The organism is Glaciihabitans sp. INWT7 (genome assembly GCF_014217685.1).
In the GTDB taxonomy this organism is placed as follows: Bacteria; Actinomycetota; Actinomycetes; order Actinomycetales; family Microbacteriaceae; genus Lacisediminihabitans.
Genome location: NZ_CP043653.1, coordinates 71,683 through 92,589 on the forward strand (window position 1 = coordinate 71,683; position 20,907 = coordinate 92,589).

General features: G+C 68.4%; 20 protein-coding genes. 13 read left to right on the plus strand and 7 right to left on the minus strand.

Annotated elements, in window-relative coordinates:
• Nucleotides 1–5: 5 nt before the first annotated feature.
• Nucleotides 6–932 (plus strand): carbohydrate kinase family protein, encoded by a 927-nt coding sequence (locus F1C58_RS00345; RefSeq protein WP_185202091.1) that lies wholly within the window; start codon nt 6–8, stop codon nt 930–932.
• Entirely contained in the window at nt 929–1,855 is a 927-nt protein-coding gene (locus tag F1C58_RS00350; protein ID WP_185202092.1) for a 1-phosphofructokinase family hexose kinase, read from the plus strand. Before F1C58_RS00345 ends, F1C58_RS00350 begins: the two co-directional genes overlap by 4 nt.
• Before the next feature lie 150 nt (nt 1,856–2,005).
• Here F1C58_RS00350 and F1C58_RS00355 read toward each other — a convergent pair whose 3' ends face one another.
• Together F1C58_RS00355 and F1C58_RS00360 are read right to left on the minus strand one after the other, a co-directional pair.
• Entirely contained in the window at nt 2,006–2,995 is a 990-nt protein-coding gene (locus F1C58_RS00355) for an SDR family oxidoreductase (RefSeq protein ID WP_185202093.1), read from the minus strand.
• On the minus strand, nt 2,992–3,423 hold the full coding sequence (locus F1C58_RS00360; RefSeq protein WP_185202094.1) for a MarR family winged helix-turn-helix transcriptional regulator: 432 nt from the start codon (nt 3,421–3,423) through the stop codon (nt 2,992–2,994). The genes F1C58_RS00355 and F1C58_RS00360 overlap by 4 nt, the downstream gene beginning before the upstream one ends.
• A gap of 51 nt (nt 3,424–3,474) precedes the next feature.
• On the opposite strand from F1C58_RS00360, the gene F1C58_RS00365 reads away from it, so the two are divergent.
• Complete coding sequence (locus F1C58_RS00365) at nt 3,475–3,675, plus strand: hypothetical protein (RefSeq protein ID WP_185202095.1); 201 nt, start codon at nt 3,475–3,477, stop codon at nt 3,673–3,675.
• 91 nt (nt 3,676–3,766) lie between these two features.
• On the opposite strand, the gene F1C58_RS00370 is transcribed toward F1C58_RS00365, so the two are convergent.
• Genes F1C58_RS00370 through F1C58_RS00385 form a run of 4 tightly spaced genes read right to left on the minus strand, consistent with a single transcriptional unit; the run spans nt 3,767 to nt 7,279 of the window.
• Complete coding sequence (locus F1C58_RS00370; RefSeq protein WP_185202096.1) at nt 3,767–4,423, minus strand: HAD hydrolase-like protein; 657 nt, start codon at nt 4,421–4,423, stop codon at nt 3,767–3,769.
• Nucleotides 4,424–4,466: 43 nt separating this feature from the next.
• Nucleotides 4,467–5,162, minus strand: a complete 696-nt coding sequence (gene nucS, locus F1C58_RS00375; protein ID WP_185202097.1) for an endonuclease NucS — start codon at nt 5,160–5,162, stop codon at nt 4,467–4,469.
• Nucleotides 5,163–5,185: 23 nt separating this feature from the next.
• Nucleotides 5,186–6,031: an SseB family protein gene (locus F1C58_RS00380; RefSeq protein ID WP_185202098.1), complete on the minus strand. Its 846-nt coding sequence runs from the start codon at nt 6,029–6,031 to the stop codon at nt 5,186–5,188.
• 9 nt (nt 6,032–6,040) lie between these two features.
• Complete coding sequence (locus F1C58_RS00385) at nt 6,041–7,279, minus strand: MFS transporter (RefSeq protein WP_185202099.1); 1,239 nt, start codon at nt 7,277–7,279, stop codon at nt 6,041–6,043.
• A gap of 66 nt (nt 7,280–7,345) precedes the next feature.
• On the opposite strand from F1C58_RS00385, the gene F1C58_RS00390 reads away from it, so the two are divergent.
• From F1C58_RS00390 to F1C58_RS00425, 8 genes are all read left to right on the plus strand, one after another.
• Entirely contained in the window at nt 7,346–8,413 is a 1,068-nt protein-coding gene (locus tag F1C58_RS00390; protein WP_185202100.1) for a LacI family DNA-binding transcriptional regulator, read from the plus strand.
• 50 nt (nt 8,414–8,463) lie between these two features.
• A complete protein-coding gene (locus F1C58_RS00395; RefSeq protein ID WP_185202101.1) occupies nt 8,464–9,375 on the plus strand; it encodes an ABC transporter ATP-binding protein in 912 nt (303 codons plus the stop codon).
• Nucleotides 9,376–9,419: 44 nt separating this feature from the next.
• Entirely contained in the window at nt 9,420–10,982 is a 1,563-nt protein-coding gene (locus tag F1C58_RS00400; protein ID WP_219732003.1) for an ABC transporter permease, read from the plus strand.
• Nucleotides 10,979–11,437 carry a GbsR/MarR family transcriptional regulator gene (locus F1C58_RS00405; RefSeq protein ID WP_185202103.1) on the plus strand — a complete coding sequence of 153 codons (459 nt, stop codon included), beginning with the start codon at nt 10,979–10,981 and terminating at the stop codon, nt 11,435–11,437. Before F1C58_RS00400 ends, F1C58_RS00405 begins: the two co-directional genes overlap by 4 nt.
• Nucleotides 11,434–12,165, plus strand: coding sequence for an MBL fold metallo-hydrolase (locus tag F1C58_RS00410; protein ID WP_219732004.1), 732 nt, complete (start codon nt 11,434–11,436; stop codon nt 12,163–12,165). The genes F1C58_RS00405 and F1C58_RS00410 overlap by 4 nt, the downstream gene beginning before the upstream one ends.
• Before the next feature lie 113 nt (nt 12,166–12,278).
• Nucleotides 12,279–14,258 carry a M13 family metallopeptidase gene (locus F1C58_RS00415; protein WP_185202105.1) on the plus strand — a complete coding sequence of 660 codons (1,980 nt, stop codon included), beginning with the start codon at nt 12,279–12,281 and terminating at the stop codon, nt 14,256–14,258.
• Nucleotides 14,252–15,160: a serine hydrolase gene (locus F1C58_RS00420; RefSeq protein ID WP_185202106.1), complete on the plus strand. Its 909-nt coding sequence runs from the start codon at nt 14,252–14,254 to the stop codon at nt 15,158–15,160. The genes F1C58_RS00415 and F1C58_RS00420 overlap by 7 nt, the downstream gene beginning before the upstream one ends.
• 256 nt (nt 15,161–15,416) lie before the next feature.
• Nucleotides 15,417–17,051, plus strand: a complete 1,635-nt coding sequence (locus F1C58_RS00425; protein WP_185202107.1) for a hypothetical protein — start codon at nt 15,417–15,419, stop codon at nt 17,049–17,051.
• Nucleotides 17,052–17,177: 126 nt separating this feature from the next.
• Here F1C58_RS00425 and F1C58_RS00430 read toward each other — a convergent pair whose 3' ends face one another.
• Nucleotides 17,178–18,452, minus strand: a complete 1,275-nt coding sequence (locus F1C58_RS00430; protein ID WP_185202108.1) for a glutamyl-tRNA reductase — start codon at nt 18,450–18,452, stop codon at nt 17,178–17,180.
• A gap of 75 nt (nt 18,453–18,527) precedes the next feature.
• On the opposite strand from F1C58_RS00430, the gene hemE reads away from it, so the two are divergent.
• Nucleotides 18,528–19,598, plus strand: a complete 1,071-nt coding sequence (hemE, locus tag F1C58_RS00435; protein ID WP_255461173.1) for a uroporphyrinogen decarboxylase — start codon at nt 18,528–18,530, stop codon at nt 19,596–19,598.
• Nucleotides 19,591–20,871 (plus strand): NAD(P)/FAD-dependent oxidoreductase, encoded by a 1,281-nt coding sequence (locus F1C58_RS00440; RefSeq protein WP_185202110.1) that lies wholly within the window; start codon nt 19,591–19,593, stop codon nt 20,869–20,871. Before hemE ends, F1C58_RS00440 begins: the two co-directional genes overlap by 8 nt.
• Nucleotides 20,872–20,907 lie beyond the last annotated feature (36 nt).

The window sequence follows — 20,907 nt, forward strand, 5'->3', positions numbered from 1 at the left end:
CTGGAATGCGAATTCTCGTGGTGGGGGACGCCAACGTCGACCTCGTGCTGCGCGGAGACGTGATCCCTCGCTTCGGCCAGGCGGAACAGCTGCTGGATTCGGCCGATCTCACCCTGGGGAGCTCGGCCGGGATCGTGGCGCACGGACTCGCCCGGCTCGGGATGCCGACTGCCCTCGCGGCCATTGTGGGCGACGACGAGTTCGGTCGGCTGACCCGACGCTGGCTCGTCGACGCGGGGGTGGATGTCGCGCCCGTCGGCGTGCACCCGACGCTGCCCACCGGACTCTCGGTGATCCTCTCCGCCCCGGCCGACCGGTCGATCCTCACATTGCTCGGGTCCATTCCGACCCTCACCGCGCGCGCGGTGCTTGAAGCGGCATCCGGCGCCACCCATGCGCACTTCGCCTCGTATTTCCTGCTTCCCGATCTCGCCGCGGAACTGCCGGCGGTGCTCGGAAGCCTCCGCTCACAGGGCATCACGACGAGTCTCGACACCAACTGGGACCCGGCAGAAGAATGGGCCGGCCTCGCCGCGGTGCTGCCGCTCGTCGACATCCTGCTTCCCAACCTCGAGGAGCTGCGGGCGATCGCCGGCGTACTCGGCGTGACCGGTGACACCGACGAAGACCTGGCGCGAGGGCTCGCCGCACTCGGTCCGCGCGTGGTCGCGAAGGCGGGCCGGGAGGGCGGATGGTCCGTGGCCGCCGATTCCCCGGTCGTGCGCGCTCCGGGGCTGGTGCTCGACGCGGTAGACACTACGGGCGCCGGCGACAGCTTCGACGCGGGGTATCTCGCGGCCGTGGCAAGCGGAGTCGCCTCAGAGACCGAACGGTTGCGCTGGGCCACAGTGGCAGGGTCGCTCTCCACGCGAGCCGCCGGAGGCACGCCGGCCCAGGCGACGATGCCAGAGCTCGCCGCGCACCTCGGATGATCACTTTCGTCGCCCTCAGCCCCTCGGTGGACGTCACCTATCTCGTCGAGGAATTCGCAGAGGGCGGCACCTTCCGGCCGACTGCAGTGATGCGGGTCGCAGGAGGCAAGGCACTGAATGCGGCGCGCGCGGCCCGGGTGGTGGGGGCCTCCGTGCGGGCGGTGGCGATTCTGGGGGGTACGAGCGGAGATTTCGTGCGGCAGCAGCTCGCGGTTGCCGGGGTGCCGCTCGAGACCGTGGATGCCGTGGCGGAGACCCGCACGTGCGTGTCGGTCGCTTCGGCGGCCAGCGGGCTGCTGACCGAGCTGTACGAGCATCCGTCCGCCATCAGCACCGACGAGCTCGCCGCGCTGGAGCGCCTGCTCGGGCGCCCCGGGGAACCCGGCTGGTGGGCGATCTCCGGCGGGATGCCGTCGTCGATTCCGGTCGACGAGCTCGCCGGCATCGTGCGTCTCGGCCACTCGCTCGGACAGAACGTGGCCATCGATACGCATGGCGCGGCGCTCGCGGCGGCCCTCGATGCTCGACCAGACCTCGTGAAGGTGAACCGGCGGGAGGCGGCGGAACTGTTGGGCGCCGACGCCGACGCCGGCGCGGACGCCTTCACCCTGGCCCAGCGCATCCGCTCGGTGACCCGTGGTCGGGTGGTGATCACGGACGGCGCGGAGGGGTCGATCGCGGTCGACGACTCATCGCGCTGGCGGGCGACGTGGACCGGTGCCATCGGCCGGTTCCCGGTCGGCAGCGGTGACAGCTACCTCGGCGGGTTGCTTGCCGGCATCGACCGCGGGGATCCGTTCGACGATGCTCTCCGCCTGGCGGCCGGTGCCGCGACCGCGAACGCGCTCGTTCCCGGCGCCGGGGTCTTCACGGCCGATGCCGCCGCGCAGATCGCCGAGGAAGTCGTGGTCTCGGAGGGCTGACGCCCGCGGGCGGGGTGGTCCGTCGCGTGAACCCGTCGCGGCGGGGTTACGCCGTCGTGGAGGGAGACACGACTCCCGCCGCGAGGAGCGTAGGCCTCCGCGAGGGCGCGTAGCTCCCGCCGCGAGGGATTCACGTCGGCGGGGGCGGGGTTACGCCCCCGCGCTCGCCGCCAGCCGGTCGAAGAGCGCGTCGAGCTCTGGATCGACGATCTGCTGTTCGGGATGCGCGTCGTACCAGCCCATGATCTCTCGGGCACCCTCAGCGAATCCGATCGTGGGGTTGAACGCGGGAACCAGTGACTTCACGAGACTGTTGTCGAAGACCATCGAGTGGCTGCGGTCACCGAGGTGACCCGCTCCCATGTCGGGGTCTGCCGCGGCGATCGCGTCGGAGGTCACATGCACGATGTTGGGCACCACGCCGGCCGCATCCGCCATCAGGTGGGTGATCTGGGTCCAGCTGAGCAGCTCGTCCGAGGTGATGTGGATGGCGCCGCCGATCGTGTGCGGATTGCCGAGCAGGCCCACGAATCCGACGGCGAAATCGCGGGCATGGGTGAGGGCCCAGAGGGAAGATCCATGGTCGTGAAGCACGACCGGTGCGCCTCGGCGCATGCGGTCGATCGCGGTCCAGCCCCCGTTGAGCGGCAGGCTCGTTCGGTCGTAGGTGTGCGAGGGGCGCACGATGGTGACGGGGAACCCACTCTGGCGGTACTCCGCGATGAGCAGATCCTCAGAGGCGATCTTGTCGCGGGAGTACTGCCAGTAGGGGTTGCGCAACGGGGTCGACTCCACGATCGGCAGCCGCACCGGCGGCTTCTGGTACGCGGATGCCGAGGAGATGAACACATACTGGCCCACGCGCCCGCTGAAGAGCTCGACGTCCTGCGCGACATGTCCGGGGGTGAAGGCCACCATGTCGACCACGACATCGAACTCGCGACCGGCGAGGGCATCCGTCACCGAGGCGGGATCCCGCACATCCGCGACGAGCTCCTCTGCGCCGAGCGGCACGGGGCGAAGCGTGGACTGACCCCGGTTGAGCAGGGTCACCTTGTGGCCCTCTTCGATGGCGCGGGCGCTCGCCGCGGAGCTGATCGTTCCGGTGCCGCCGATGAACAGGATCGAGAGAGGTGTCATGCCTCTACGGTCGCCGCTGCGATGAGCTTCGTCAAGTCATCGCGGATACGTTCGAGCTCTGCTAGGGGCATCCCGAGTCGCTCGACGATCTGGGGCGGCACCGCCTCGGCCCGCGCGCGAAGGGCGGCGCCATCCTCGGTCAGTCGCACATCGAGGGCGCGCTCGTCTGTGGCGCTGCGGGCGCGCGTGACCAGTCCTGCCGCTTCGAGTCGCTTGAGGAGGGGAGAAAGCGTCGCGGGCTCGAGCAGCAGGGTTGCGCTGATGTCGCTGACCGTGCGTGGGCTGCGCTCCCACAGCGCGAGCATCACGAGGTACTGCGGATGGGTCAGGCCGAGGGGCTGGAGTACGGGTCGGTAGAGCGCGATGACGCTGCGGGAGGCGGCAGCCAGCGCGAAGCAGACCTGGCGATCGAGGGCGAGCGGATCCATGTTCCCAGCTTAGCGAGTACACTATTAGTTAGTGCACTAAGGAGTCGAAGAATGGTTGCAAAACGCCCGTGGTGGGACCGCCTGAACCGACGGCTGCTGCCCTACATCGGCCCTCCTCCGCTCGGACCGTACAACGAAGAGCCCCTGCCTCCCACTCAGGCGAAGGCCTGCCCGGTGTGTGGAAACCCGATGGTGGATCACGACGTCGAGCGGCGCGCGGATCGACCGACACAGCTGCACTGCCCCGCCTGAGGCGACAACCTCTCCGGTAGGCGTGCGCTCCGGATCGTGCGGGCACAGGGATCACTCGGCGGCGCCGGGTGGCAGCTCGGAGCGCGGAACTTCAGCCGAGCAATAGCGTGCCGAGCTCCTCTGCAGTCGCGGCGACACCGATCGTGCCGACCTGCTCGGCTACGGTGCCGTAACCCCATTCGACGAAGATCGTGGGTACCCCGTGCTCGGCCGCCCCCTGCACGTCGTGCTCGCGGTCGCCCACCATCACGGGGCGCGAGATGTCTGCGCCGAGTGCCTGCAGACGCCGCAGGGCTTCGGCGACGACATCCGCCTTTCTGCTGCGCACCTCGTCTTCCGAGGCGCCCGTGATCACCGTGAAGTAGTGTGCGAGCCCGTAGTAGTCGAGTGCGGTGGTGGCGGGCAGCTCGGGCTTCGAGGTTGCGAGGGAGACGGGGATGCCGCTCTCGTGGACGCGCTTCAGCAGCGCAGGAAGACCCGGGTACACCGAGCTGTTGAAGACCCCGGTCTGAAGGTAGTGCGGCCGGTACACGTCGAGGGCGTGATGGGCTTCGTCCACCGTCATCCCTGCCAGGTCGCGGAATGAGTCGAGGATGGGCGGTCCGACATAGGCGAGGAGCTCCGCCGGGCTCGGCACGGGTCGGCCGAGCCGCTCGAAGGTCCAGGCGAGGCTCGCGGTGATGCCGGGAGCCGAATCGATGATGGTGCCGTCGAGGTCGAAGAGGAAGCAACTCCAGTTTGTGGTCACCGTCGTAAGCCTAGGAGTTGATCGGGGCGCGCCGGCACCGCGGTCAGAACAGCCGGTGCTCGCTGTTGTCGAGGCCGCGCATGGCGTCGTAGTCCAGAAGGAGACAACGGATGCCGCGGTCCTCGGCCAGCATGCGTGCCTGTGGCTTGATCTCCTGGGCGGCGAAGACGCCGGTCACCGGCGCGAGGTGGGGGTCGCGATTCATCAGCTCGAGATAACGCGTGAGCTGCTCGACACCATCGATGTCCCCGCGGCGCTTGATCTCGATCGCCACCGAGCGGCCCGCGTCATCCTTCGCCAGGATGTCGACCGGTCCGATCGCCGTCATGTACTCGCGGCGCACCAGGTGCCAGCCGTCGCCGGCGAGCTCGATCTGCTCGGCGAGGAGCTTCTGCAGGTGCGACTCGACGCCATCCTTCTGCAGGCCGGGATCGATGCCGAGATCGTGGGCGCTGTCGTGAAGGATCTCGTGGATCGAGATCACGAGAAGGTCGGCGGTTTTCGCCTGGGTGACCTTCCAGATCTCGGCGACGCCGGCATCCGCCTGGTCGGGATCCGGCTCGATGGCGGTCACCGAGCACGGCGGGCTCATCCAGTTGAGAGGTTTGTAGCTCAGGGAGTCCGAGTGCACGAGTACACTGCCGTCTGCCTTCAGCATGAGGAGGCGCGCGGCAAGCGGCAGGTGCGCACTGAGGCGCCCCGCGTAGTCGACGGAACACCGGGCAATGACGAGACGCACCCGACGATCTTAGTTGGAGCGGGCTAGCCGGGCGTCGCGCCGGCGATGCGGTGCAGTACGACGCGGAGTTCCTCCGCCGAGAGTGCCATCCATGGGCCGCCGGGGTTGATCACCAGGCCCCCGTAGGGTGCCTGGATGGCGTCGTGGATGATCTCCGCCGCGGGTCGGGTGGCGAAGGAGTCCGCAACGTTGCGGGCGCTCACCTCCGGACCGGAGGTGAAGGCGAGCAGCACGGGGTTGCCGTCGGGGTCCACCGAGTCGCGGATGCGCACGGGCGTGCCATCCGACACCCCGGAGGCGGGAACGGAGTCGGTGTCGACCGCGAGCAGAAGCGGGCCATTCTCGGCGAGGGCGTCGAGAACCGCGGCCTTGCTGGCTGCGGGGTCCGCGATCTCGAGAGCCTGTTTCACGGCGTCGTTGCGATCCCCGCGCAGCGCGAAGGCCGCATCGCGGTTGGAGATCGCGCAGGTCGGACCGGCGGGATCGATGTAGAGCCAGCCGTAGCGCTCGGTGGAGGCCAGCTGCAATGCTCCGGCGGCCGGCTGCACGAGTGCCTGCACGTCGGACAGGTCGTCGGGATGCATCCGGTTGATCTGCTGCTGGGAGGTGAAGGCGAAGAGGGCCGGCCGACCGTCGGGACCGGTGCCCCCGGCGAACTGAAGGGTCGCGCCGGCTGGGAAGCTGTAGCTGCCGTCGGCCTCGACAGTGGGGCGGTCGGACCCGGTCGAATCGAGCAGTAGGCGCCCCTGGAGGCATCCGCGCACAACATCGAGATAGGTCGACTGCTCGGGTGTCGTTGCGAACGCCTCGACGGCCGCCCGAAGAGAGGCGTTGTCGACGGGTGCCGAATCGGAGATCGAGGGCGTCATGCTTCGACCCTAGTTCGACTGCGCCTTCGCGGGCAAAGGCTCTCGAGCGGCTCCCGACGCGAAGCCGGCGATGGCGACGAGAACGAGTACGACGAGAAGAGCGTGCAGCAGTCCCACATGCTGCCCGAGGAATCCGATGACCGGAGGGCCGACGAGGAATGCGAAATACCCGATGGTCGCCACGGCGCTCACTCGCGCGGCGGCGGTCTTCGGATCGTCTGCGGCGGCGGACATCCCCACCGGGAAGCCGAGGGACGCCCCGAGTCCCCAGAACACGACGCCGATGACGGAGATCCAGACCACGGGAACGAAGATCACCATGACCAGTCCGATGGCGGCAAGCACCGCCGATCCGCGCAGTACCGGAACGCGGCCGAAGCGGTCGAGCAGGCTGACCCCGGCGAGGCGTCCAACCGTCATGGACGCCACGAAGATGCCGAGCACGAGCGCGCCGGTGGCCTTCGTCGTGTCATGTCCCTCGACCATCGCGAGGGCGAGCCAATCGTTTGCGGAGCCTTCGGTGAAGGCCATGCCGAGCACGATGAGTCCGATGACCAGGGTGCGCGGATCCCGCCAGATGCTCAGTCGACCGCGCCAGGTCTTCGAGTGGTCGTCGTGGGCGACGGCCTCCTCGGCGATGATGTGCTCCGACTGCAGGAAACGCACCGAGACGAGAGCGCCCCCGGCGAAGATCACCGCGATGACCAGAAGGTGCACCGCAATGGGCAGATGGATGGCTTCGGCCCCAGCACCGAGGGCCGCGCCGATCACCGTGCCGAAGCTGAAGAAGGCGTGGAACACCGGCATGACGGAACGCCCGAGCACCCGCTCGTTCACCGCGCCCTGCAGGTTCATCGCGACGTCGCAGATGGAGAACATCGAGCCGAAGATGATCAGTCCGATCATGACGACCGCATAGCTCGGTCCGATGCTCACGCCGAAGCCGGCGACGGCGAACCCGACCGCGCCGACGGTGAGCACCACCGCGATGGTCCGACGGGCGCCGATGCGCGCGATGACATGGCTCGATGCCAGCAGCCCCACGATCGAGCCGGCCGCGATACCGAAGATCAGGATGCCCATCGACGAGGTGGAGACCTGCAGGGCCTCCTTGACCGCGGGGATCCGCGACGCCCAACTGGCCATGGAGAGTCCGCACAGGCCGAAGATGGCGAACAGTGCATTGCGCCAGGCGAGCACCTGCGGGCGGGAAAGCCCCGCAGAGGTAGTGGAGAGAGGCGTGGCCATGGGACCCTCTGGGAGCGACGGAATCGAATCGATTCGATCGAACCGATTCGACTACGCTAACAAACCATGGATGACACGGCAACACCCGCTCGGGCGAGGCCCAATCTCGCTTCGGTCGCTGCTCTCGCGGGAGTGTCGCCGTCTACGGCGTCCCTCGCGTTCAGCGGGTCGGGGCCGGTGTCTGACGCCACGCGCGAGCGCGTGCTGGCCGCGGCCGCCGAGCTCGACTACGCGGGCCCCGATCCTCGGGCGCAGTCGCTGCGTCGTGGGCGCTCCGGCATCATCGGGGTCGTCATCGAAGACCGTCTGCGCGATGCCTTCCGCGACCCCATGAATGTCGCGATGCTCGACGGCATAGCGGATGAGACCGGGTCCCTCGGAGCCGGCCTGCTCCTGCTCACCGAGAATGGCGAAGGCGCCGCGAGCATCCGCAATGCACCGGTGGATGCGGTCGTGCTGATCGGGTGCAGCACCAGTCTCGCCGGCCAGGTGGCGATCTTCCGGCAGCGGGGGATCGCGTTGGTGGCGATCGAGGCCGAGCCGATGGACGACGTGCTCGCGATCGACCTCGACAACCGGGAGGGCTCCCAGACTCTGGCGCGCCACCTCTCCGATCTCGGTCACAGCCGGGTGGCTTTGGTGACGCTGCCGCTGGATGCCGCCCGGTCCCGGGGACCGCTCACCGAGGCGGCGATCGGCGCGAGCACCGGATACACCGCGCTCGAACGCATCCGTGGCGTGCGAGGGGTTTTCCCAAACGCTCCGGGAGTGATGGCCGCCGCCAGCAGCATCGAAGAGGGCCTCGCGGCCGGGCTCGCATTGCTCTCCGAGGCGGGCAACCGGCCGACCGCGGTGATCGCTCAGAGCGACCTGCTCGCGGTGGGCGTGATCCGTGCCGCCGAGCAACTCGGCATCCGCGTGCCGCAAGATCTCAGCATCGTCGGCTTCGACGGGGTGAAGCTCGATGGCATCGCGCCCTACGACCTGACCACGATGGTGCAGCCCGCGGTGGAGAAGGGGCGCGCGGCGGGCCGCGGCGTGATCGCGCTGCTGAATGGGGAGCATCCCCAGCCGGTGTCCTTCGTCTCTCGCTTCCACCCGGGAACGACAACGGCTCCGCCGTCCCCGCAGTAACGAGTTTTCATGTGATTCACAAGATTGTGAATCACGAGTATGGTCAGCCCATGCCCTCCATCATCGAAGCCGCGGGTCTTCGCAAGAATTTCGGACGGGTTCACGCCCTCGACGGTCTCGACCTCGATGTTGCCGAGGGGGAGGTTCACGGCTTCCTCGGGCCGAACGGTGCGGGGAAGTCCACGACCCTTCGCGTGTTGCTCGGGCTGATCCGAGGCAGCAGCGGGGCGACAGCCGTCTTCGGCCTCGATCCATGGCGGGACTCCCTCGCGATCCATCGGCGACTCGCCTCCGTTCCCGGCGATGTCGACCTCTGGCCCGGGCTCACCGGCGGCGAGGCGATCGATCTGCTCACCTCACTCCGTGGCGGTGCGGACGAGGCATTGCGCGCCGAGCTCGTCGATGAGTTCGAGCTCGACCCGCGCGTCATCGCGCGCAACTACTCCAAGGGCAACCGGCAGAAGGTGGCGCTGATCGCGGCGTTCGCGCGACCCGCCGAGCTCTACCTCTTCGACGAACCGACGAGTGGCCTCGACCCGGTGATGGAGGCGGTGTTCCGTCGCCGGGTCGAGCTGGTGGTCGCCGGCGGGGCGACCGTGCTGCTCTCGAGCCACATCCTCAGCGAGGTAGAGCAGCTCTGCGACCGGGTCACGATCATCAGAGCAGGACGCACCGTCGAGACAGGAAGTCTCAGCGACCTTCGTCACCTGACCCGCACGACTTTCAGCGTGGTGACGGTGGCGGATGTCGCGCCGATCGCCGCTCTCGACGGAGTCCACGACGCACGCCGCGAGGGCGACAAGCTGGTCTTCGAGGTCGAGACGGATGCCCTCCCGCCGGTGCTCGCGGCACTCGCGAACTCTGGCGTGAGTGGCCTCACGGTTGCGCCTCCTTCGCTCGAAGACCTTTTCCTTCGCCACTACGGTGACGACCTCGCGCTCGGTTCAGCGAGCTCCGCCTGATGCTGCGCCTCCTTCGCTTCCAGGCCCGCCGCGATCGTCGGCAATTGTCGATCTGGATTCTCAGCACCGGACTGTTCGCGGCCTTCAGTGCGACCGCGGTGCTCTCCGAATTCGGCGGGCTCCGGGAGCGCACCGCCCTCATGACACTCGCCGCGTCGAACCCGGCCCTCCTCGCCATCCGAGGCGTTCCGGATGGTGTGGCCGAGGGGGCCGTCATCACCTTCCAGGTCTTCACCTACCTGGCGATCATGGCTGCGTTGATGAGCACCTTCCTCACCGTGCGGCACAGCCGCGGCGATGAGGAGGCCGGCCGCGCGGAACTCGTTGGAGCGACCGCGGTGACTCGGTCATCCGCTCTCATCGCCACGCTCTCACTCGGCGCCCTTGCGAACGTCGGCATCGCCAGTGCTGTTGGGCTCGGATTCGCGCTTGCCGGCCTACCGCTCGCCGGGAGCGTGCTGGTAGGGCTCGCGACCGGTGCCGTCGGTCTCGCGTTCTGCGGTATCGCCGCCGTTGCCGCACAGCTCGCCCGTTCATCTCGCGCCGCCAACGCGATCGCGGGCATCTCGATCGCGGGAGCGTTTCTGCTGCGAGCCTTCGGCGATGCTCTCGGCACGGCCAGCGACGGCCCGTTGCGCATCGCGAGCGCCTGGCCGTCCTGGCTGTCGCCCATCGGCTGGGCACAGCAGGTGCGGCCATTCGGGCGGGCTTCAGCCTGGCCTCTGTTGCTGGATGTCGCGCTGGCCGCCGTGGGCGCGGCCGTGGCTGTCATGCTCGTGCGGCGACGGGATCTCGGCTCAGGGGTCATCGGTCAACGACCGGGACCCGCCCGTGCTTCCCGCTCGCTGAGGGGGTCGCTCGGACTCGCCTGGCGGTTGCAGCGCAGCGCGATGATCGGCTGGTGCTCCGGCGCCCTGCTCCTCGGTGTGTTCGCGGGAGGGTTGGCAGAGCCCGCGGTGGCTGCGGTGGGGTCCAATGCGTCGATAAGGGCTGCCGTGCACGGGCTGGTGCCCGCCGGTACCTCGGGACTGCTCGATACCTTCGTGGCCGCGATCATGACCTTCCTTGGGGTGCTCGCCGCCGGAGCGGCAATCCAGGCTGTGCTGCGCGCGCGGTCGGAGGAGACCGACGGCCACACCGAACTCGTGGCATCGGGCGCGGTGCACCGCGGGAGGCTCATCCTCGACCCCCTCGCTGTCGCGTCGCTGTCCATCGTGGGGGTACTGGTAGTCGGCGGGGTCTCCGCCGGCGTCTCGTTCGCGGTCTCGGGCCATCCGGAACGCATCGGCAGTTCCCTCGCGGCGGCCCTCGTGCAGCTGCCCGCCGCGGCGATGTTCGCCGCGGTCAGTGCTCTCGTCCTGGTGCTCGCGCCGCGGGTCACCGTCGCGGTCGGCTGGGGGTTGCTCGCCATCGGATTCGTGTTCGCGGAGTTCGGCGGCCTCCTCGGCCTCCCCGAGTGGGTGCGGGGAATCAGTCCATTCGCGCACACCCCTGTGCTGCCCGGGTCTGGGGCTCACTGGTGGCCGGCTGTCGCGATGCTCGCCATCGCAGCCGCCGTCGCCGTCGCAGCGGCAGCCCTCACCCGCAGGAGAGACTTGACCCTATGAGCAGCGGCCCCGGAATCGACGAATTCGCCGAACAGACGGCGGCGACCCTTGCGGCCGCCGGCTTTCCGCGCATGGCCGCGCGGGTGATGATGATGCTCATGACCGAGGAGTCGGGCAGCGCCACCGCGGACGAGCTCGCCGAGCGTCTGGGGGCGAGTGCCGCAGCGATCTCCGGCGCCGTTCGCTACCTGCAGAGCCTCTCGATCATCCGACGCCACACGGTGCCGGGGACGCGACGCCATCGCTACGAACTGCCCGAGCACGTCTGGTACGCCACCTCGAGCTCACAGACACCGCTGTACACGCATCTGATCGCGCTCGCCGAGAAGGGCGCCGCGGCCTTGCCGCCGGAGTCGAAGGCCCGGGATCGCGCCGTCGAGATGGCCGACTACTTCCGGTTCATGCGGGAGCGACTTCCCCAACTCCTCGAGGAATGGCAGGCGACTCGCGCATGAAACTCACGATCCTCGGCACCTCGGCGCCGTATCCCCGCCCCGACAACCCCTGCTCGGGTTATCTCGTGCAACAGGGGCAGACCTCCATCTGGGTGGATGCCGGCACCGGCACCCTCGCGGAGCTCCAGCGGCACATCCCCCTGTCCGATCTCGACGCCATCTGGATCTCGCACGCCCACGCCGATCACACGGCCGACCTGCTGACCGCGTATTACGCGCTGCGGTTCGCCGACCTGCGGCTCCCGCATCCGCTTCCCCTGATCGGTCCTCCCGGCCTCGTCGACCGGATGGTCGGCTTTCTCGGGCATCGATCGGCGGCAGAGATCCCCGAGATCTTCGACACCACGGAGATGCGCGGCTGGCACGAGATCGTCGTCGGGGAGCTCGCCCTCGGCTGGGGCCCCCTCGATCACGGGCTGCCCGCCTTCGGGCTGCGGGTGGAGGCGGCCGGAGCGGTGCTCGCCTACTCCGGCGACTCCGCCTATTGCGAGGGGCTCGTGGAGTTGGCCGAGGGTGCGGACCTGTTCCTCTGCGAGGCCGGGGCCTCCGTGCATCCGTCCGACGGGGCGGTCCACTGCACCCCGGAAGACGCGGCGCGGCTCGCCACAGCCGCCGGAGCGAAGCGCCTGCTGCTGACCCACGTCAATGCTCCGGATGCTCGGGAGCGGGCGGTCGCCGGGTTCCCCTCGGTCGAGCTCGCAGTTCCGGGTATGACGATCGAGGTCTGACCGAGCGGTCTCCTCGCCCCCGCGAGCGCCCGGCGAACACGCTCCCTCGCAAGCCTCTATGACTTTTCCGCGCCTTCACCGGGTGGCCGATTGCACGGCTTAAGCTGGTGCCCATGACCGCCGCCTCCCCACTCCCCTCCGGTATCCATCTCGAAGAACTCGACCCGGCGGTGCGTCCGCAGGACGACCTGTTCCGGCACGTGAACGGCAAGTGGATCGACCGCACCGAGATCCCCTCCGACAAGGCGCGCTACGGCTCATTCCACGTTCTCGCGGAGGAGGCCGAGAAGGCAGTGCGCGAGATCATCGAAGAGGCGCAGGGCTCCGCCGTCGGCACCGAGGAGCGCAAGTTCGGCGACCTCTACGCGAGCTACATGGACGAGGCACGCATCAACGAACTCGGGGCCGCGCCGCTCGCCAAGGATCTCGCCTCCGTCGACGCGATCAGCGACATCCCGAGCTTCCTCGAGACCCTGGGACGCCTCGAACGGCAGGGAGTCAGCGGCTTCTTCCAGCTCTACATCGACAACGACCCGGGCAACCCGGAACGCTACATCGCGCTCTTCGAACAGGGCGGGCTCGGCCTCCCCGACGAGAGCTACTACCGCGAGGAGAAGTTCGCAGACATCCGAACCGCCTATGTCGGTTACCTGGAGAAGATGCTCTCCCTCGCCGGGCTGCAGCACGCGCGCGAACGTGCCGAGCACGTGCTCGACCTCGAGACCGCCATCGCCGGGTTCCACTGGGACAACGTGAAGTCCCGCGACTCCGAGAAGACCTACAACCTCAGCACCTGGGCGGCGCTCGTGACTACCGCATCAGAGGCGACCGACGGCCCGGACCTCAACCGCTGGCTCGATGCACTTGATGCCCCGGCCGGGGTCTTCGATGAGCTGGTGCTTCGGCAGCCGTCGTTCCTCGAGGGAGTCGCGTCGCTGCTGGATGCCGGGCACCTCGAGTCCTGGACCGACTGGCTGCGCTGGCAGGTCGTCCGCTCGTCCGCCGCCTACCTGTCGGACGACTTCGTGGAGGCGAACTTCGACTTCTACGGGCGCACTCTCACCGGCACCCCCGAACTCCGCGACCGCTGGAAGCGTGGCGTCTCGCTCGTGGAGGGCGCGATGGGTGAGGCGGTCGGCCGCATCTACGTCGACCGTCACTTCCCCCAGGGAGCGAAGGCCGCGATGGACGTGCTCGTCGGCAACCTTGTGGAGGCGTATCGCCAGAGCATCACCGGGCTGGCCTGGATGACCGCGGCGACCCGCGTGCGTGCCATCGAGAAGCTCGACAAGTTCACGCCGAAGATCGGCTATCCCGTGAAGTGGCGCGACTACTCGTCGCTCGAGATCAGCGCCACCGATCTCATCGCGAATGTTCGGGCGACCAGCGAGTTCGAATTCCAGCGAGAGCTCGGCAAGATCGGAACTCCGCTCGACCGCGACGAGTGGTTCATGACCCCGCAGACCATCAACGCCTACTACAACCCCGGGTTCAACGAGATCGTGTTTCCCGCGGCCATCCTGCAGTATCCATTCTTCGACGAGACCCGCGATGCCGCGGCCAACTACGGCGCGATCGGAGCGGTGATCGGACATGAGATCGGCCATGGATTCGACGACCAGGGTTCGAAGTACGACGGCGACGGCCGACTCACCGACTGGTGGACCGCAGCCGACCGCGAGGCGTTCGAGAAGCTCACGGGTTCGTTGATCGAGCAGTACAACGAACTCGCCCCCCGCCAGGTACCCGACCATCACGTGAATGGCGCTCTCACCATCGGCGAGAACATCGGCGACCTCGGCGGTCTGTCGATCGCGTGGAAGGCCTACCTGATCTCCCTCGACGGCGAGCAGCCTCCGGTGATCGACGGGCTGACCGGCGCGCAACGGTTCTTCCTCTCCTGGGCGCAGGCGTGGCAGCAGAAGGGTCGCGATGAGGAGGTCATCCGACTCATCTCGATCGACCCGCACTCTCCCAACGAGTTCCGGTGCAACCAGATCGTGCGCAACATCGACGGCTATTACGACACCTTCAACGTCACCGCATCGGATGAACTCTGGCTCGACCCGGAAGAGCGCGTGACCATTTGGTAGTTGGCACCCGGGATCACGAGCGCCGGGAGCGACTGCGCGCCCCACGCGTCGGTCGTCACCGCGGAGTCGGCGGAGCCGAGAGCTTCTCCGGCGGCTTCACCGCGCTCGCCCAACTGGCCTACTCCGGGGCGACGGTCTCCGCCAGCGTCATCGACCTGCGCAGCGGTGTCACGCTGGTGTCGATCGACGATCGGGTCGCGATGCCTACCGCGAGCGTCGGAAAGATCCTCTTGCTCATCGAGGTCGCGGCCCGCATCACCGCCCGCGACGCTGCCGGCTTCGGCATCCTCGACAAGACGCCGGGGGATGCCGTCGGCGATTCCGGCATCTGGCAGCGATTGCAGGCGCCGGCGCTGCCGGTGACCGACCTCGCGCTGCTCGTCGGAGCCACCAGCGACAACCTCGCGACGAACGTGCTGCTGCGGCAGGTGGGTCTCGACTCCGTGCGGGCCCGTGGCGAGTCACTCGGGCTCTCGCGCACCGCTCTGCTCGATCTGGTGCGGGACCATCGCGGTCCGGATGACGCGCCGCAGCTCTCCATCGGATCCGCCGCCGAACTCTCGTGGTTGTTCTCCGCCCTCGCCCGCGGCCAGGTCGTCGACGCGGTCACGAGCAAGCGCGTACTCGGCTGGCTGTCCCACAACGCGGACCTCTCGATGGTCTCGAGCGCATTCGGGCTCGATCCGCTCTCCCACCGCACTCCCGATTCGGGACTGCAGTTGATCAACAAGACCGGCACCGACGTGGGAGTGCGGTCGGAGGCCGGTCTGCTGAGCGGATCCCGAACCGGCGTTGCGTACGCCGTCACTGTGCAATTCGGCGGTGCCGATCTCGCTGCGCGGCTCCGTGTGCTCGAGGCGATGCGCACTTTCGGGTTCGATCTGCTGGAGTACGTTTTTTAGCACCCCCCGTTCGAGTGGTACTCATACGGGGCACAGTTCGTGTAACGTTCCCTGAAGCACGGTTGTCTGAACCCGAAATCCACGCCGCGCTAAATTACAGCAGTCCCCCACCCGAAACCCATCGGTTACCCAGCCGAACTGACGCCCCCGACGTCTGCATGACAGCCTCCCCAACGCCTCCCGAAGCGTACAGAGGCAACACTGTAATGCTCTCTGCCGAAGGCCGACGTAAATCTCCACTACCCAGGAGCACGTCATGAAGAGAACCCTTGCCGCAATCACGACGATCGTGATCGCGGTCGGCCTTGCCATCACCGGAGTGTCCACCGCCAATGCGGACGATGTTGTCCCTCCGGTCACCTCCGACGCGTCGCCGGCAGCAAGCCAGGCGGTAACGGATGTCCCGGCCCCGGCGCCATCGGTTACCCCTGCGGCCAAGGCGTCCACGCCCTATCCCTCCGCATCGCCGAGCCCGAGCCCGACCCCGAGCCCGTCGGCTTCGCCGAACCCGTACCCCACTCCCACGCCTACCTCGACATCGGTCCCGACCGCGGGAAACGGCCGCTGTCTCCCCGCATCCGCCGTGGCGTACACCTATGACCCCGCCACAAACAGTGGGTCGGTGACAGTCACGGCTCAGCCGTACTTCAGCACGCTGCTGTGTGACCCCATCTTCATCACCGCGGCGAGCTGGAAGTACACGACGACGGCCTTCTGGCCACAGGTGCTCGACTCCTCGAAGACGAACAAATTGCTCGTCGACAAGGTCGGCACCTACGCGTATGGCGCCGAAGTGACCTGCGGCCAGGGTGACATCTACGCGCGCACCGGCTCCTACATCGTGCCGACCCCCACCCTGGATGGCCCCCACGCCTGGGAGAAATTCCTCAGCGGAATGGGTCTGAAGACGACCACCCCCGGAAGTACCTACGTGCAGACGCCGGTCGGCTGCGCCGAGATCCCGACCCTTCCCCTCGTGGACCCGGCCCCGGTGACCTTCGTCGACACCTGCGGCACCGAGGGTGACAAGGTGGTGATCCCCGCTCTGACGAGCGAGGACCACTTCACCTACTCGACCTCCGACGTCACGTCGAAGAGTGGCGTGCGCACCGTCACCGTGACTGCTGCGCCGGGCGAGGGCTACGGCTTCGGCTCGAACGCCGTAACCTCTTGGTCTCACGCCTTCAAGACCGATGCACAGAACAACTGCGTGACGATCCCCGGTGGTCCAGAGGCGGTCGGCCAGACCTGCGCTGTGTCCGCCGACGGAGCGGTCAGCGGCTACCTCACGGTCGCACCGGTCACGGGAGTGGTCTACACGATCCACCCGGTCACCCCGACGGGCGCCGACATCACGGTGACCGCAGAGAAGACGAACGTGGCACCGGGTGAGTACCTGATCACAGCGGCGGCAGAACCGGGCTACATTCTCTCCGGGGTCACCGAGTGGCAGCGCACGGTCGAGGACAACGCGGTGGACTGCAGCCTGCCGACCGACGCGTTCCTGCCGTCATCCGTGAGCTGGGTGGGTCAGACCTGCTCGGCGGGCGGAACGGTCAGCGGCTACATCGCCATCGATCCGACGGACTTCCTCAACTACTTCGTCGGCACCACCCAGCTGGTCTCCGCTCGCACGGCCTTCGCGCCGGGAACCTACATCGTGACGGTGGTTGCTCCTCCCGGAGACACCATCGACGGTCCTTCCAGCTACACGGCGACCATCACCCGCCCGAATACCAGCTGCGGAAACCTGGAATCGCAGAGCCTCACCACGCTGGCCTTCACCGGCTTCGACTCGGGAGCCGGCTACCTCGCGGTGGCCTCCGCATTCCTGATGCTCGGAACGGCACTGGTGTTCGGCGCACGTCGCAAGGGCAAGGCGAAGGCCTAAGCGACTAAGACCACACGCCCCGCACTGACCTCTGGTCGGTGCGGGGCGTGTTCTTTGTACGGGGGAGGCCCGTGCGGCAGGGTCGGCTGTCCGTGCTGTCACCGAGCCGCGCGAACTGCCGAAGGCTCAGGCCTGAAGGTCGCCGCGAGCCTCTTCGACCGGGGTCGCAGCCGACACGTCGATGCCGAAGAGTGCGGTGACGGCGTCGCTGAAAGACTGGGCCTCTCCGGCCCGAGCAAGCTCCCTGGCGCGGACCGATGGCGTGTGCAGAAGCACCCCGGTGAGGTGGCGCAGTGCAGCCTCGACCCGTCCGTCCTCGTCGCCCCGTGTGCGCGCCCGTGCGATCTCGGTCTCCAGTAGTCCGAAGACGTGGGTGCGGAGAGCCACCACCGCGGGGGTGAGCTGTTGCTCGGTGGTCGTCGCGGCGAACTCGGAGGCCGCGCTCGAGACGAGGGCGCGGGCATCCGTCGTCGCGGTGAGTTCCTCCAGGGGCGCATGCAGGCTGATGGTCTCGAGGTCGAGCAGTTCGATGCCCGCCACGGTCGCAACATCGGGGTGCACGTTGCGCGGCAACCCGAGGTCGATCACGATGCGACGCGCGTTTCCCCCAGAAGGAGACAGGTGAGCCGCGGAGACGACCGGTGCTTCGGTGGTGGTGCAGGTGATCACGACATCTGCCGCGGCAAGGGCGGCGACGAGGTCGATGCTCGCCGTGAGCCCGAGCCGCAGGGCGAAGCGCGCTGCGCGGCCGGACGGGGAGTACACCGTGACATCCTCCGCCCCACGGTCGCGGAGCGCGGCGACGGTCGTGGCGGCATACTGGCCGGTGCCGACGATCAGCACCCGGGTGGCCGACCAGTCCGCGATGCGACTGGAGGCGAGTTCGAGCCCGAGGCGAACGAGCGATCGGCCCGCGCCGCCGATGGCGGTCTGGTTCTTCACCTCGCGCGAGGTGTTGGCCGCCTTCTGGAAGAGGCGCTCGAGCGCGGATGAGGTGGTGCCTGCTGCGCGCGCCTGCTCGAGGGCGCGGCGCACCTGGCCCGAGATCTCGTCTTCGCCGACGATCACCGACTCCAGGCCGGAGCTGACCGAGAAGAGATGTTCCGCCACGTCGTCGCCGCTCAGCACCGCGACCGTCTCGCGCAGTGCCGCGGGATCGATGCCACTGGCGGCACTGATCACCTGCACCGAGTTCTCCACCGCGACGGCCGTTGCGGCGGTGAGCGGCTCATCGATTTCGAGGTAGGCCTCGAAGCGATTGCAGGTGGCGAGCACGACCGCTCCGGAGACGAAATCACCGTCATTGACCAGGATGCCCGCCGCCTGCGGTGCACCGACAGAGAGCTTTTCGAGAATCTCGAAGCTCGCGTTGCGATGGTTGGCGGTCAGACACAGAAGCACCTCCCCAGCCTACGTCCGGTCGCGACGGTCCAGCGGCGTCAGGCACTCCCAGCCCCCTCGCCCATACTTAATCTCGTGAACCTCCCAGCCAGCCATCCCCTTATCGACGGCCGAACGGCTGACTCTCCGCTCATCCGGGCCTACCGCGGGGATCGTCCCCAGACCACCCCGGTCTGGTTCATGCGCCAGGCGGGACGCTCGCTGCCCGAGTACCGCGCCCTTCGAGTCGGCACCAAGATGCTCGATGCCTGTCTCGATCCGGAGCTGTCGAGCGAGATCACCCTGCAGCCGGTGCGGCGCCACGGCGTGGATGCCGGCATCTTCTTCAGCGACATCGTCGTGCCGCTCAAGCTCGCCGGTGTGGATGTCGACATCGTGCCTGGTCGCGGGCCGGTGCTCGGGGCCCCTCTCCGCACCGCGGCGGACATCGCGGCACTCCGCCCCCTCGAACCGGATGCCCTCGCCCCCATCACCGAAGGGGTCGCGCGCACGGTCGCGGAGCTGGGCCACACCCCGTTGATCGGATTCGCCGGCGCCCCGTTCACGCTCGCCGCCTATCTGGTCGAAGGTGGGCCCTCGAAAGACCACCTGCGCGCCCGCACCCTCATGCACGCGGAGCCCGCGACCTGGGATGCCCTGCTGCGCTGGGCGGCGGATGTCACCGGGGCCTTCCTCCGCGCGCAGGTGCTCGCCGGCGCGAGCGCGGTGCAGCTGTTCGACTCCTGGGTCGGCTCGCTCTCCGTCGCCGACTACGAGGGCCGCGTCGCGCCGTTCTCCCGGCAGGCGATCGCGCATGTCGCAGACCTCGGCGTGCCGGTCGTGCACTTCGGGGTGGGCACCGGCGAATTGCTCCGGTCGATGCACGCGATCGGCGTGGATGTGATGGGTGTCGACGATCGGCTGCCGCTCGATACGGCATCCGCTCGTCTCGGTGCTGCGGTGCCCCTGCAAGGCAACATCAATCCCGCTCTCCTCGCCGCGCCGTGGCCGGTGCTCGAGGCCCACGTGCTCGACGTGATCGAGCGGGGGAGGGCCGCCAGCGCCCACGTGCTGAACCTCGGGCATGGCGTGCCACCGGAGACGGACCCCGACGTTCTCAGCCGCATCGTGCGGCTCGCCCACTCGCCCGTCGTCGTCGATGCCTAGCGCGATCATCGTCGGTGGCGGAATCGCCGGCCTGGTGATGGCTCGCGAGCTGGTGCTCGGCGGTCTCGATGTGACGCTGCTGGAGGCATCAGACCACCTCGGCGGCAAGATCGCCCGGCACACCGTGGCCGGAATCGAGCTGGATGCCGGTGCCGAGAGTTTCGCGACCCGCCGAGATACCGTCGCCGGGCTGGCCCGTCAGCTCGGCCTCGAGGCGGCCGTCACCCCACCGAATCCGCAGGGCGCGTGGCTGCAGACCGCACAGGGGAAGGCGTTTCCCCTGCCCAAGACCGGCATCCTCGGCATCCCGGGAACCGCGCTCGCCGCCGACGTGATCGCCGTCGTCGGCTTCTGGGGCGCCTTTCGCGCCCAGCTCGACGAGCTCATGTTCGGCTTCGCCGGCTCGAAGGAGAAGAATCTCGGGCGGCTGGTGCGCCGACGGATGGGACGCCGCGTACTCGAACGGTTGGTCGCGCCGGTGACGCTCGGCATCCATTCCCGGCATCCCGACGAGTTGGACATCGACGTCGTTGCCCCGGGACTGCGCATGGCGATGCTCGCCACCGGCTCGCTCTCGCACGCCGTGCGCTCACTGCGGAGTGCCGCACCGGCCGGCACCGCGGTGTCGGGGTTGGTGGGGGGCATGTTCGGCCTGGTCGAGGTGCTGACGAGGGATCTCGAACGATTCGGCGTCTCGATTCGACTCGACTCCCCGGTTGCCGCGGTCGACGCATCGACGGTGACACTGGCCGCGGGCGGCATCCTCGAGGCAGACATCGTGGTGCTCGCGACCCCCCTCGCCTCGGGGGAGGCGCCGGCGATCGTGCTCGCCACCCTCGTCGTGGACGCCCCGGAGCTGGACGCCGCCCCGCGCGGCACAGGCATGCTGGTGGCCCGTGACCCCGCAGACTCGCGGTTGCGGGCCAAAGCGCTGACCCATGCGACCGCCAAGTGGGACTGGCTCGCCGCACGCGTTCCGCCCCACCGTCACGTGCTTCGGCTATCGTATGACGGGGCGGCAGCGGGATCGGCAAGCGACGCCCAGTTGCGCGAATGCGCTCTGCGAGATGCGGGTGCTCTGCTCGGGGTGGGCATAGACGAGGCATCCGTGGTGGCCTTCGCCCGGGTCGACTGGAACGCTCCGGCGCACGGTGCCGAGGCGATCGACGGGGTGACGGTGGTGGGCGAGGGTGCAGCCGGCACCGGCCTCGCCGCTGTTGTCGCTCACGCTCGGCACGAGTCTGGACGTTTGCTGGAAGAGGTAGTGCACTAGCCTCCGGGGGCTACTGTGGAACTGACCCCCAGACAT